A 14,826-nucleotide genomic window follows, 5' to 3' on the forward strand; every position below is an offset into this window, starting at 1 on the left:
ATGGGAAATTATCATATAAAAGTCGATGAGTACATTGAAAAGTCTCCGTATTTTGCAAAACCTATTTTAAATTATCTTAGGGAAACTATTCATGAATACTGTCCTGAAGCAGAAGAAGCCATAAAATGGAAATTTCCCACTTTCATGTATAAAGGAAAAATCCTTTGCTCAATCACTTCTTTCAAACAGTATTGCAGTCTGGGATTCTGGCTTCATCAGGATATGAAAACTTTAAAGGAAATAAAAACGACAGCCAAAGAAAGTTCAATGTTCAGTTTAGGCAAGCTGACCAAAATGGAAGATCTGCCTTCAAAACCTCAGCTTAAAAAGGCGATTAAAGAAGCAATGGAACTTACAGATATGGGTGTTACCATGAAGAAAGCAGCACCATCCAAAGTGGAAACTGAAATTCCTGATTATTTTCAAAATGCTTTGAAGAAAAATAAAGATGCCTTAGCCGTCTTTGAGAAAAAATCGCCTTCTTTCAGAAAAGAATATATCAACTGGATCGCTGAAGCTAAAACTGAAACAACCAGAAATAAAAGAATGGAACAGTCTTTGGAATGGATAGCCGAAGGAAAATCCAGAAACTGGAAATACGAAAAAAAATAAACAAATTAAGCACAGATGGGGAAAAAAATTACACTCTTTCTCTTCCTTATATTTTCAAATTCCCTATTCTCTCAACATTTTGATTTTGAGAGACAGTATAAATATGCCCGGTCACTTTCTTCTAAAAATCCGGACAGCTCTGAAATTGTCCTGAATGCCATCATAGATTCTGCCCAGAGAAAAAACCAGCCTAATTATATTGCCAAAGCTTATTATCTGAAATCATTCAACAGCTATTTAAGATCGGATGCAAAAGAAAGCCTTGATTTTGCAGAAAAAGCCCTGAAAATCTCTACAGAGAACAGCTATGCCCCTGGAAAGGCGCTTGCCTACAGGATGCAGGGAACACAGTATGCAAAACTCGGGCTGTTAAAAGAAGCTTCGCAAAGCCTGAATAAGGGTTTGTCCGAAATAAAAAACGAAAAAACGGATGAGAGCCATGAACTGAAAGGAATGATCTACAATTCTTTTCTGATCCTTTTTAATCAGAATGAATACCAAAAGAAAGAATCTTATTCTAAAAATGCAGTCCGGGAATTTCAGCAGATCAAAAATGTTCAGAGAAGAAATGAGCTTTTGGTTTCTGCATATACCAATCTGGGTTATAATCTGTCTGAAATTAAAAAGTTTGAGGAGGCCCAGTCTTATTTTGTGAAGGCTCTCGCCCTGGTTGGGAATGATAATTATTATCTGAGATCCAATATTCTTCATGATATAGGATTCTCGTATTCACAGCAAAATAAACAGGATAGTGCTGTTGTATATTTTAAAAAGGCTTTAAAAATTGCCAGTCAGTATGGTTTTACCGAAAAGAAAATAGAAATTACAAAAGGTCTTGAGGAAGCCTACAAAAAATTGAATGACCCTGAAAATGTCCAGAAATATAAATTAGAAAACCTTGAATTAAAAGACAGCGTTGCCTACAATCAGAAAATGGCCGTCAATAAAACCCTTACCCAAAAGGAAGAGAATTTTGACAGCCAACTCATCAAAAGCCATAGTCTCTCAAAAGGCCTGATTGCAGCCTGTATCATACTGCTTCTTGTTTTGGGAGCGGTTATTTTTAATATGATCAGCCTCCAAAAAAAACACAAAAGAACCGTAACCCAAATTTATCAGCAGGGAATCACCCCTGTTGCGTACGAAGAAGATCCTAACGAGGCTGAAGATCAACCGGGAAACAGCATTCCGGCTGATATAAAAATTTCACCAGAAACAGAGGAACACATTTTAACAGGCTTAAAGGCCTTCGAAGAGAACTTTGACTTTAACAACAAAAACATTTCACGCTACAACGTATCTAATACCCTGAACGTGAACACAAAATATCTTTCTGCGGTTATCAGAAAGCATAAAAATTTCAATTTTAATCAATATATCAATCATCTGAGGATCAATTATATTGTTGATAAGTTAAAAAATGATCCTCAATACCGTAAATACAAGATCAATCACCTCGCGGAAATCACAGGATATTCCTCTCACAGTGCTTTCTCCCTTGAATTTAAAAAAATAACGGGAATACACCCTTCTGTATTCATCAAAGCTCTGGAAGGAATATCATAATTATTGTTCCGCTATGGTCAGGTTATTATATCCTCCCGTATTATTCAACGAGAAACCTGCTGTATTTAAGCCATTTAAATTGAACCAGATATAAGGCATCAAACGTTGTCCAGCAGTCATATAAAAGGAAGCTGTGCAATTACTTCCTGCATCAATATTCCCGTTACTATTTGAAGACATGGTGTTGACGCATTTTACGGTATTTACAATATTGGCGGGCAGTACTCCTGCTGTGTTATCATAGAGTTGCCAGATCGCTTCTATCTGGATAGGATTCAAAGGATCTGCTGTATAATTAATGGCAAGAGGAGCCAGATCTGTAGTAAAAGAAGCTACATAAACTCCGTTCCGGGGTGCAGTAAAAATTCCTGTAGAAGCATTGAAACTGCTACCTGAATTGCTTTCAAAAGCTTTCGTCCAGCCCACCAGATAATTGCTTGCACGGTTTTGTAAACCTGTAGTGGTAGCTGCAGCAGGAGAGACCAGCTTTACCGTATTGTCCGTTTTTGCAGCGATAACAATAACCTTATTGACTGCCGGCTGAGCGGTAAGCAGGGGAAGCCACTGATTTCCGTTGGAATATTCCATTCCGGTATTGTAGCGAACGGCACCTTCGTCTGCCGCTGCTGCTGTAAGTGAAGATGTTCCAAAACCGATTGCTCCGTCCCCTGAATTTCTGGCATCTACTTTTACAGTCGGGCTGTGTGTTCCCGCTCCTATTCTTCCGGTGTTCGTGATCAAAACATCATTAGCCTGCTGAGCAGGTGTAAAGGAAGATCCTGACACGGGATTGTCCTTTTGCCCGTCGGTATGAAGAATCCCTGCTGGGTTCGGTGTATTAACCCCAACCTGTGAAAATGCAAAATTGAAGCTTGAGGCTAAAATTATTATTAAATATCTTTTTTTCATCATTCCTGTTTTTTATAATCCGAAAATGCTTAGAGAAGTCAGTGAGCCGTCCGTATCTAATGTTTTTGTAGTTCCTAAAGCCTGATTGAGGCTTACTGTGATATTGTCTCCTTTGTTAAGGTTAAAAATTCCGGAACAGTTTCCCGCAACACGGTTGGAAAGGGAATTCGTTCCCGGGTAGCTTCCGACACATTTGAAGACCTTATTCGTCGTTGAAGAGGCGGAATTGGTCTGAATAAGGGTTTCATAGCGTGAATCATTGGCAATAGTCCCGGAAGCCAGTGAAAACGTGAAAGAGACAATATATACTCCGGTTTTGGAAGCAATAAAAACTCCCGTTCCTGAATTAAAACTGCCGTTAACGTCTGTCTTTTTCGTCCAGTTAGTAACAGCTGTCTGTGTCTCGCTGGTAAAACTCTGTGCCGAAGAGTTTTCGGCATCTACAAAATCACTGGAGACTTTATGTGCCAGTGTGACCCATGAAGTTCCATTGGAATAGCTTAGATCCTGTGTTCCGGTATTGTACCTCATCGCACCTGCTTTTGCTGCAGAAGCGGTCTGTAATGTTCCGCCAATACCTATAGCATTCACGCGTTCAGCGGATCTTAAATCCAATCTTACTTTGGGTGATTTTGTTCCGGCTCCCATATTTCCTGAAGAAGTAACCACTACATCATCATAATAGCTGGCCGGAACTGCCGAAGCCGTATTTTTCTGTCCGTCTATATGAAGTATTGCTTCGGGAGCAGATATATTGATTCCTATCTGTGCCTTAATCAATAGGCTTCCACCCATCATTAAAGCAATTGCTAATCTTTTTTTCATATCAAGTGTGTTATTGTTCTACAATGGAAAGATTCACAAAACCGTACTCATTACTGGCTGGGGTGATATCTGTCCGCAGGCTTAAGCTTCCGTTATACACCGACTGGTAAATATGCGGCTGAAAAGTATCTCCTTTATTGAGCTGTACTCCGGCCACGCATGAACCCGCAACCTGTGCCTGCTTTGAAGTATTCGAAAAAGATTTTACACATTTTTTAACGATAGTGCTTCCGTTCACAACGTATCTTGCTTCGGAAAAATATCCTGAAACAATGGGGATCCTTACAAAATCATATGTAAAAGAAATTAAGTAAACACCGGTTCTTGGCGCTGTGAAAATGCCCGTTCCGGGAGTGAAATTAGCAGTAGGGTCAGAAATTTCTGTCCATGAGGAGATTCCTGTAGAAACCTGATAAGGAACTTTAACAGCAAAATTAGCAGCCTGGAGATTGGCTACTACAACAGCCTTTGTGGGTGAAGAAATAAGATCCTGCCAGACAATTCCGTCTGAATACTGCATTTTCCCACCATTCAGCGGGTTATACCTCATCGCTCCTGAACCTGCCACGGATGCTGTCTGGGTAGTCTCTCCTATTCCTATGGAATTATCTGCATTATTAGCAGACCGGACGTCTATTTTTACCGCGGGAGCAAGAGTTCCCACACCTATTTCCCCGTTGGCGGTGAACACCACATCGTTCGCTGCCTGGGCAGCAGTTGGGATTCCGGAGACAGGATTATCTTTGGCACCATCGGTATGCAGTACGGCTTGAGGACTTGATGTATTAATGCCAACTTGAGCATTAGCAAAGCTCATCAAAAAGCATCCTCCAGCCACTACACTTTTCATCAATGTGTTTATTTTTTTCATGTAATTTGTGGTTTTTAGAATGTAAAAAATTCTTCTGCAAAGATAGATTGAAGTGAATCACTTGTACAATACATAAATTGGCCAGATAAATTCAACACACTGACAATGTATCAATTACAAACTTTTAAATAATATCAAAATTCGGAATTTTAATAAATTTTGATGACAAAATTCAAAAAAACGTGTATTTTTTTAACCGGAAGTATATTTATAAGAAATATATAAACATTAATGAAACCTGAAATTGGCTTCAGGGAGTGTATTGTTTTTTAAGAATGCTTCATATTCCGGAGACAGCCTGGCCCGCCCGAATGTATTCTCTCCGCTCATGCTTCCGAGACGTACTTTATCTTTCCCGAATTTTTTATTCATGGCATCCATTGCCCTCATGACGGGAAGATGCTGGTTTTGGGTATCTTCTTCAAAGAGGCTGATCAGTCTTTCGTTTTCAGGAACGAAATCATTGACGATAACCCCTGCTCTTTTGTAATGGAACCCTTCTCTGTAAACAGCCTCAAAAAGCTCATTCACCACCCGCCCTATCAAAATAGAGGAATTCGTAGGGTTAGGAAGAATTTGCGTCATTGCATTTTTATACTCGGGAAGGTCTTTTCTGAAACGATTGGTCTGGACAAAAACGGTAACCATTCTGCAGCATGTATTTTGTTTACGGAGCCTTTCAGAGCAATACATCCCAAAGGTTTCCACACGCTCCCGGACTTCTTCTTTTTTACTAAGCATTTCCATAAAGCTTCGGGTAACTGCAATTGACTTTTTAGGAGATGGGGCATCAAGTTCCAGCTGGCGGATTCCTTTCAGCTCATTGATCATTCTTACTCCGTGGATCCCCATAATTTTCCGAACCCACATTTCAGGCTTCTGGAGAAGATCCCAGGCTTTATAAACACCGCTGTCATTCATTTTTGCGGCAAGTTTCCGTCCTATTCCCCAGACATCGCCTATATTGAGCCATTTCAGGGCTTTCTCAATTTTTTCAGGGGTATCGAGGGTATAGACTCCGTCGAACTGATCCGGAAATTCTTTTACAATCCTGTTGGCTACTTTACAAAGCGTTTTAGTGGGGGCAATTCCTATGCTTACGGGAATATTTTCCTGGTTTTTGATATCATTCTTAATCTTAAGGCAATAATCATGGATATCTATATATTTAAAACCTGAAAGCTCCAAAAAAAGCTCATCGATGCTATACACTTCATATTCCAGAACGTATGACCTTGAGATTTCAATAACCCGCTGGCTTTTATAATTATAGAGTTCAAACTTTGCAGAAAAACTTTTTACATCATGCTGCTTGAAAAGGTCTTTATATTTGAAAGCAGGAGCAGCCATAGGAATACCCAGGTCTTTTGCTTCTTTGCTTCTGGAAACTACACATCCGTCATTATTAGAAAGCACCACAACAGCTTTTCCCTCAAGAGACGGGTCCAGAGTTCTCTCGCAGGAAACAAAAAAGTTGTTGCAATCTACTAAAGCATACATGATAGAATAATGTAATTTTAATGCAAAATTACATTTTAAAAAATAATTATCATCTTTTACATTAAATATTAACACGATATTTAACGCTCTGAATATGATATAGTTATTTATTTCAAACACGTCAAGTTTTGTCGCATTAACCCTATAATTTGTACGCCCTGAATTCAGCGGTTCCAGATTATTTTTAAGCGTTTTTCCTTCAGATTAATCTGGCATAAGTGCTGACGAATGACCTCTTCATTAATGGATACATCTTATTAAGGTCTGAAATATTGCTCTGACTTACGAGCATTTCAATAAAATGATTTTGTATCTGAACTTAAATTTTTACTGAGTTGTAAAGAATTCCCCGATCACTGAATTTGTACATTAAATTTTTAAAATATCATCTATTGTTAAGGCATAAGGTTGCATGAAAATTTTTATATTTAAAATATATTTTTATTTAATATTTTCATTAAACACGTCAAGTTCCGTCGCCCTTAACCTATACTTTTGTTTCATAGAATAAATAACAATGAATCATGGATAAAGTAACGTCAGAAAGAATAAATAAGCTTCACCCTTCTGTAAGAGATGAGGTAAAACAGATCATAAAAGAATGCGATGAAGCTCTTAACGGAAGAGCTAAAGTAAGAATCACCCAAGGCCTGAGATCTTTTGAAGAGCAGGAAAAACTGTATGCCATTGGAAGAATTACGTCCGGAAAAAAAGTAACAAATGCCAAAGCCGGTCAGAGCATCCATAATTATGGACTTGCTGTTGACATATGCCTGATGATCGACGGAAAGGTTGCAAGCTGGGATACGGTGAAAGACTGGGACAATGACAGGGTAGCCGACTGGTATGAATGTGTAAAAATTTTCGCAAGACACGGCTGGGACTGGGGCGGAAACTGGAAAACCTTCAAAGACCTTCCCCACTTCGAAAAAAAGAATATCCAGACTAAAAAAGGACTGGTAAAAACCAACTGGCGAATATTATCCAAGATGCCAAAGGATAAACAAAATTATATCCTGTTTTAATTCCCTTTTACTTGAAAACAATTATATTACGACAAGTTCTGTCGCTTCCCCGGCCTACCTTTGTTTTATAAGAAAATGTTAGTTAACTGAGATCTCAAATACTAAAACCAGCATCCGCTTTTAAAGGCAGAAAGTTGGTTTTAGTTGTCTCAGGACCTTAATTTTCTTTTAAAACCAACAAAACAACACATGAAAAAGACAACCATTCTTTCTTTGGACGGGGGCGGAATAAGGGGTATTATCACCTGCATTATTCTCCGCTACATAGAAGAGCAGCTTCAGTATCATGATAATCCGGGTGCCAAACTTGGTGATTATTTTGATCTGGTTGCAGGAAGCAGTACAGGAGGACTGATCGCTTCTATTATTCTATGTCCCGATGAACACCGAAAGGCGAAATATTCTATCCAGAAAGGGCTAGAATTATACGCTGAAAAGGGAGGCGACATCTTTCAGGTTTCTTTTTGGGAAAAGCTGGTCAACCCGTTTGGCCTGCTGAATGAAAAAATTTCCCAGGATGCACTTGAAAAAAATCTGAATGACTTTTTTGGAACTTTGGAACTTAAAGAATTTATAAAACCATGTTTAATAACCAGCTATGATATTGAAAACAGAAGAGCAAAACTTTTCAATTCCTGGGAGGCTAATCTGAGTACGGATAACTTTTATGTAAAAGATATCTGCAGAGCGACAGCAGCAGCTCCTACTTATTTCAGTCCTGTACAGATCAAATCGATGTACGGACAGATCTTCAGCCTGATTGACGGCGGCATGTTTGCCAATAATCCTGCTCTTTGTGCTTATGCAGAAGCCCGAAAAATTCCTTTTGCAGAAGTATTGAAGAATCATCAGAAGGCCAATCATCCCGGTGTAAATGATATGATCATGGTTTCTATCGGAACGGGTATTGAGGCCAAGCCTTATTCTTTCAGAAAACTTCAAAAGTCAGGAAAAATAGGCTGGGTAAATCCAATCATTGATATATTAATGTCTGCGAATGCGGAAACTGTAGATTATCAGCTTTGCCAGATGTTTCAGACTTTAGGCCAGCGAAACCAGAAAAATTACTACCGCCTGAATCCTTCGTTAAAAAACGCGTCTCCGGCAATGGACAATGTCAGAAGATCAAACATTGAAAACCTGATTCAGGCAGGATTGAGCTATATTGATGATAACAGAGAAATTCTGAACCAGATTGTACAGAAGCTGATTAAAAATAAAATATAAGTTTTTTACCTTATAAAGGACCCATATAAGCTAAATAGCTAATATTTAAAAAATGTAAAAAGTTTTAAAAACACGTCAAGTTTTGTCGTCTTCTCCCACTATTTTTGGAGTATAAACAAAGACACAAAAAAACAATCATTAAAATTTTAAAAAGCCTTTGAATTCAACATTTATTAATGCTGGACAGCCAGAAATATGTTCAAAACATAACCTCAACCTTAAAACACAAAACATGCAAACACCAGATCCCAATTCAGATATTCTTTTCGATGAAGATCTCTATACTATTGAATGGAGCGATATCGAACATGCTGAGATGGACTATGAAAACTATCTCAATGACATTGAAAGTTTTTTCAGGGAAGACTTTGAAGATGCTATTCCTGAAAAAAATATATACTAAATAAATTAATACGACGAGTTCTGACGCTGTCCGGAATTACCTTTGAAACACCAAAATCAAGACACCTAGCAGTATCCAATAATCATTTCAAAAAACACCTTTGAATCTATCATTCACAAAATGCCGGACAGCCAGAACTATGTCTAAAAATCCATAAAAAATATGAAACGTAACTGTAAAAGTGTGCAGTCAGCAATCACTATAAAATTAGACTAAAACCTGAAGAGATTTTAATAAAAGACTCTTCAATCATAACCTATTAATTAATCAACAAAATCACACAATTTTATTATGAAAACAAAAGAAGAATTAAAGCTTTTATTCGAAAACGGAGACAAGCCCGTACAGGAAGATTTTTGGGCTTTGCTGGACTCTTACTGGCACAAGGATGAGAAAAATACCCAGGATACATTTATCGAAAATCCTGTGATTGGGGATAATGGCTTGGACCTAGTAATATTTTATACTGGTGAAAATGGAGTTCAGCAACGTGGAGTTTGTGATCTTATGCCTTTTAAAAATAATGTTCTGGCAGATGCTAATTCAGGATATAAAGGATATTTAAAAAAGAATAATGCTGCACCAACACAAACAGGATTGTATAGACTGTTAGAAAAAGGGAATTATCCTAATTTAACCCCTGCTATTGATGAAAATGGAGCAACAACAGTTATAAAAGCAGAAAATGGCAAATTAAATGAAGCCTATTGGAATGGAACTGCCTGGACACAGCCGGGAATTGAATTACCAACAAATGAAGTTGCTCTCGAATTTGACTCTCTAAATGCTGTTGATCCACAAGGGGGGAAACAGATTAACGACTGGCTTTTCGGAAATGATCAGAATGTAGATTTAGGAACAGTCGCAGCTATTACAATGTCAGACATGAATACATTTTATGCCACAAATAAAACAATCACATATTGGCTTGATAAGTACACAGTGCCCTACTCAAAATCAGTTCTTTCAGAATTTAAAATAAACATGGAGCTAGCGGGAGATTTATACATAAAACGATATAAAAAATCAGGCTCCGGATCTTCAGTATTATTCACATTTCAAGAGCAAAAGGTTTATGCTGTAACTGCAGGAATGAATACTATAGATATACTGACCCAACCGGATAAAAGTGGAATAATAAACAATTTATGGCGATGGGATTCGGATGACATAATATCTGTTTATTCTACAGCCGGTATAAAATGCACTCATGGCCCAGATCCTTTATGTGGAATTTATGGATATGGTGCTGTTCCTTCGAATGTAACTACAAATTTTGCAGTTTCCAGTTTAACCAGATCTGAGGTTGGTGTTTTGGTTTCAGTGAAATTTACAGAACTAGTATCTGCACCTATTGAGGCCCAAGTTGTTGATAAAATATCATTGGGCAACGCAAAAAATATTCCTAATGTAAAAGCAGTTATGGATTTTGCAAATTCAAAATTAAAGGAATTAACTGAGATCATTTTAGTCCCTTCATTTGGACAAAGTCTGGCTGGGTCAACTAACGGAGGTCCATCAACATTTTCAAATACTATAGATATAGCATTTAATACAAGTAATGTAAATTCCAATGTTCAAGATATGAACGGAGGTTACATTGAGATGTTTAAAGAGCTTGCAAAACATAATAACTATAGTTTACCTGAAGGGTTTAAGTTTATGACAAGCGTCGCATATCTTGGAGGCTCCTGCATAACTGATCTTTCAAAAGGGTCAGCAACATATAATTCATTAATTTCTCAGGTTCAAACAGCAAAAAATACAGCTAGTGCCTTAGGAAAAACATTTTCAGTACCGGCATTTTGCTGGACGCAAGGAGAAGAAGATTATAGAGCAGGCGGGGCAAATGGTGCTAATTATGGCACAACGAAATATGTTCCAACTGAGTATTCAACTAAGTTAATCAAATTAATAAATGATTTAAACTCAGATATTAAAGCAATCACAGGTCAAACAGATGATGTTAAGTGTATAATGTATCAGTTGGCAAGTCAAAATCCTTATGGTCGCTATCCTAGAATAGCAATAGAACAGTTAAAGGCAGCAATACTTGATAAGAGAATCGTCCTTGCAAAAACAATGTATGATATAGAATATGATATTACTGATAATGTACACGTTCCTAATAAAACTTATCGTAATATCGGAAATCATTACGGGATTGCCCTTTTTGATGCAATCGTGAAAAAAGAGCATAAATTACCGATTTATCCTATTAAAAGTACCGTAGTAGGGGCTGCCATATACATTCAATTTCATGTACCTATTAAACCGCTTGTATTTGACGAAAGTTGGGTAAGTCCACTTACAGATGGTAAAAAAGGATTTAATCTGGTTAATGTTACAAATGAATTTACGACATCTGCAACTATTGCCATTTCGGAAACTACCATAACAAATGTTGAATTAGTGAATGCAGACACAGTGAAGATAACAATGTCCGGAACTCCTGCTGTAGGCACACGCCTGACATATGGCGTAAATGGCACAGGATGGGACATAGTAAATGGGAATACTTCAACAGGAGCTAGAAGATCTGGAAGAACAGAGGGTGCACGAGGAAATTTAAGAGATAGTCAAACATATTTTAATCCCGTGGCAAATTACTTCAATTTATACAACTGGTCCCCTATTTTCGAAATTATTTTATAACAATATCCCCCAGTATGAATTATCTGTTATTCGTACTACTGGTGAGCCTATAACAATTTTTTTTTTAGGATAATACTTTTTTATCCATCTGAATTAAAATCATTTACACTCCTTCTACTTGAAGAAATAATGCTCAACTGCATCAGTTCATTGCTAATATAAAAATGGTAAGAATTGTCAGAAGAATACTTATCAGCGAACCTTAAATATATGAAAACAAAAGAAGAACTAAGGCTTTTATTCGAAAACGGAGACAAGCCTACCCAGGAAGATTTCTGGACATGGCTGGATTCTTACTGGCACAAAGATGAGAAAATAGACATGGTTAAAATTGCAGGTCTGGAAAATGGCCTCCCACGCTTAAATGATTTCTATGCAGATATAGATGAAGATGGAAATGCATCTTTTGCGAGTTTATCTGTCAGGAAAATATTTATAAAACCAGGAACATTAAAAATTCCTGATCAGTTTGCCTCTAATATGGGACTGTCCGTTCTATTCCTTGCAGATAGCGTTACCACTATTGGTTCAGATGCCTTTAGTATTAATAGTCTACAATCATTAACGATTCCCGAAAATGTTACGGAGATCAATGACAGGGCTTTTTCATCCAATCAGCTGTCATCATTAATCATTCCTGGCAATGTTAAAGAAATTAAAGATTCTGCATTTGCCTCTAACAGATTAACCTCATTACAGATTGCCAGCGGTGTAGCAAAGATTGGGCACTATGCTTTTAAATATAATCCGGATTTAAGTTCAGTTACTTTATCCCCAAGCACGCAATACTATTCAGACTCATTTGATTCTAATATTCAAGTTATTGGTGGAAATCTTATCAGTTAATTTTAAATAAATCACAAAATGAAAACAAAACAAGAATTAAAACAATATTTCGAAAACGGAGATATCCCAGTACAGGAAGAATTCTGGGAGTGGCAGGAATCTTACTGGCACAAGGATGAAAAGCTCCCCCTGGACAATATTAATTATGATTTTTCTCAAAAGGCAGATGCAAATGCTTCCAATGTAAGCCCGCAAAATGCCCAGCTTTGGAAAGAAAAAATAGAAACACAGACATCAATTCAGAATCCGGAACTGAATGGAAATATTTTAACTGTATTTTATACCGGTGAAAACGGCATTCAACAGGGTAAGGCGGTAGATTTAAGCAGTTTGATAACCAATAACATCCGTATTGAGAATGCAGAGTATGACGCCTCTCAAAATATCATTACAATTACTCAGAGTGACGGATCTTCGTTTCCGATCAATCTTTCTGAATTTAGTATTGTCCCAACGACCAATGTAGACGGAAGTGTTTCTTTGGTTCAGGAAGGTGTCGAAAAAGTAAAAATACACAAAGTTGGTATTTCAGGCAGCTATAATGATCTGAGTGATAAGCCGGCTTTTACCGAAAATGACACATTACAATCAGTTATAGACAAAGGTAATTCCTCCACAAAAGCTATTGTTTTTAATGCTGATCAAGGCAGAGCCGGAGAGTTGAACTTTAACAAAACTCTTTACTCTCATTATTTTGGTAATATTAACTCATCACAAACAGGTTACTACAATATGTCTATTGGTTACAATGCTTTGCCAAAAGTGACTACAGGTGGAAATAATATTGCATTGGGTTCTTATTCTTTTTCTGAATTAACGACAGGTAAGTGGAATACAGCAGCCGGGATATTAAGTGGTTCTAAATTAACCACAGGTGAATACAACGTATTCATTGGCACCGCATCAGGTGAAAATGCAACAACAGGCAATTCAAATACGATGCTCGGTGATGAAGCAGGAAACAGAACCACTACCGGATATAAAAATACATTTGTCGGAATGGGTGCTGGTTATTTTAATACAACTGGAAACCTGAATACATTAATAGGCTGGAAAGCCAATAATCAGTCAAATTTAGGTGATAGAAACATCATGATTGGCGTTTCAGCTGGTATGGGTGTTACAGGCAATAATAATATTCTGGTTGGTACTGGAGCAGGAATGAACGACGGAGCAATCAATAATAAATTAATTATCCATGGTAATCAAACATTAACAGGATATTCAAATACTGTTGAAGGAAATTTTGGAAGTTTCCAGCAAGGTCAGTTAAACAGAGCTTTAATTACAGGTGATTTTGTAGATCGCTGGGTTAGAATGAATGCTGGATTTCTACAAATTGGCTCTCCTGCTTCAAATGCTGATGATATAACCATAACTCCCACAGCGGGAATAACAGCAGCTAAATTATATACTCCTGCAAGTAATAACGATTATGTTCAACGTGGCTGGATATTTAACAATTACTATAACCAGACTCAAATTAATTCTCTATTAAGTAGGACTTATCGTGTAATGGGATCTGTTGTCAATTTTGGAGCTTTACCTTCAACAGGCCAAACAACAGGTGATGTATGGAATTTACTTGATACAGGTGAAAACTATGTTTGGGTTGACAATTTGAATAACACCGGCATTGCTGGCTGGGATAAGCTTTCAGGAATGGTTGACGTTTCGGGTTATATACCGAGAACAGGAACCGCTACAGGACAGCCTATAACTGGTGATATTGAATTCTCAACTACAACACCCGCATTATTAAAAAGTGGAAATACCTGGGTGGCAATCAATAATGGAACTTTTGATGTTTCATCAGGTACTTCAGTTTCAGCAACGGATAAATCATGGTTAGTTGTCAGTCAAAATGAAATCTATTTAGGTAAGCAAAATTTAGGTAGTCCAGGAAAACATATATCTATATCGAATTCTACTAATTATATAGATATAGGAGCTGAATATGATGGTCCCGGATTGGTGGGTTCAAGCTATTACGGAGACAATTATGCTGATCAGTCTTTTATCCAAAAGAAATATGCTGATAAACAGCATTCTTATACTCGTCATGAAGAATTAACTGGCGGAACATGGATTAATAACAAACCTGTTTACAAGAAAACTCTGTTTTTAGACCAAATTCCAAGAACCGGTGTGATTGATCTCACAGCTGAATTTCCTGATCTTGAAACCATCATTTCCAACGAAATGTTCACAGAATGGTATGCTCTGGATACAGCATTTGCAGGCAACCAATGGCGAACAAAAATCTACATCACTGTAGAAAGAGACAAGGCTACAATTGAGCTGTTAGGTGACCCTGATTATGATTATTCTATCATTAATTCTTTTACACTGACTCTCGAATACACAAAAAAATAAATTATTAAAAC

At 37.4% G+C, this 14,826-nt stretch carries 12 protein-coding genes; 8 read left to right on the forward strand and 4 right to left on the reverse strand.

Annotation, left to right across the window (positions count from 1 at the left end):
• Positions 1–612 carry a YdeI/OmpD-associated family protein gene (locus tag ACMGDK_RS08940; RefSeq protein ID WP_436807616.1) on the forward strand — a complete coding sequence of 204 codons (612 nt, stop codon included), beginning with the start codon at positions 1–3 and terminating at the stop codon, positions 610–612.
• 15 nt (positions 613–627) lie between these two features.
• A complete protein-coding gene (locus ACMGDK_RS08945; RefSeq protein ID WP_436807617.1) occupies positions 628–2,178 on the forward strand; it encodes a tetratricopeptide repeat protein in 1,551 nt (516 codons plus the stop codon).
• Here the strand turns inward: ACMGDK_RS08945 and ACMGDK_RS08950 are convergent, their stop codons facing one another.
• From ACMGDK_RS08950 to ACMGDK_RS08965, 4 genes are all read right to left on the reverse strand, one after another.
• Complete coding sequence (locus tag ACMGDK_RS08950) at positions 2,179–3,090, reverse strand: hypothetical protein (protein WP_436807618.1); 912 nt, start codon at positions 3,088–3,090, stop codon at positions 2,179–2,181.
• Positions 3,091–3,099: 9 nt separating this feature from the next.
• A complete protein-coding gene (locus tag ACMGDK_RS08955; RefSeq protein ID WP_436807619.1) occupies positions 3,100–3,912 on the reverse strand; it encodes a hypothetical protein in 813 nt (270 codons plus the stop codon).
• A gap of 10 nt (positions 3,913–3,922) precedes the next feature.
• The gene (locus tag ACMGDK_RS08960; protein WP_436807620.1) at positions 3,923–4,783 is read right to left on the reverse strand and encodes a complement C1q domain-containing protein; all 861 of its coding nucleotides are present in this window, start codon (positions 4,781–4,783) and stop codon (positions 3,923–3,925) included.
• Between the two features lie 228 nt (positions 4,784–5,011).
• A complete protein-coding gene (locus ACMGDK_RS08965) occupies positions 5,012–6,283 on the reverse strand; it encodes a Y-family DNA polymerase (protein ID WP_436807621.1) in 1,272 nt (423 codons plus the stop codon).
• Positions 6,284–6,807: 524 nt separating this feature from the next.
• On the opposite strand from ACMGDK_RS08965, the gene ACMGDK_RS08970 reads away from it, so the two are divergent.
• From ACMGDK_RS08970 to ACMGDK_RS08995, 6 genes are all read left to right on the forward strand, one after another.
• Positions 6,808–7,308, forward strand: coding sequence for a M15 family metallopeptidase (locus ACMGDK_RS08970; protein WP_436807622.1), 501 nt, complete (start codon positions 6,808–6,810; stop codon positions 7,306–7,308).
• Positions 7,309–7,497: 189 nt separating this feature from the next.
• Positions 7,498–8,535 carry a patatin-like phospholipase family protein gene (locus ACMGDK_RS08975; RefSeq protein WP_436807623.1) on the forward strand — a complete coding sequence of 346 codons (1,038 nt, stop codon included), beginning with the start codon at positions 7,498–7,500 and terminating at the stop codon, positions 8,533–8,535.
• A 232-nt stretch (positions 8,536–8,767) separates the two neighbouring features.
• Positions 8,768–8,938, forward strand: a complete 171-nt coding sequence (locus tag ACMGDK_RS08980) for a hypothetical protein (RefSeq protein WP_436807624.1) — start codon at positions 8,768–8,770, stop codon at positions 8,936–8,938.
• Between the two features lie 291 nt (positions 8,939–9,229).
• A complete protein-coding gene (locus tag ACMGDK_RS08985) occupies positions 9,230–11,593 on the forward strand; it encodes a sialate O-acetylesterase (protein ID WP_436807625.1) in 2,364 nt (787 codons plus the stop codon).
• Positions 11,594–11,803: 210 nt separating this feature from the next.
• Positions 11,804–12,439: a leucine-rich repeat domain-containing protein gene (locus tag ACMGDK_RS08990; RefSeq protein ID WP_436807626.1), complete on the forward strand. Its 636-nt coding sequence runs from the start codon at positions 11,804–11,806 to the stop codon at positions 12,437–12,439.
• Between the two features lie 18 nt (positions 12,440–12,457).
• A complete protein-coding gene (locus ACMGDK_RS08995; RefSeq protein ID WP_436807627.1) occupies positions 12,458–14,815 on the forward strand; it encodes a hypothetical protein in 2,358 nt (785 codons plus the stop codon).
• The last annotated feature ends 11 nt before the right edge of the window (positions 14,816–14,826 follow it).

It is taken from the genome of Chryseobacterium hilariae, from assembly GCF_051400735.1.
GTDB lineage: Bacteria > Bacteroidota > Bacteroidia > Flavobacteriales > Weeksellaceae > Chryseobacterium.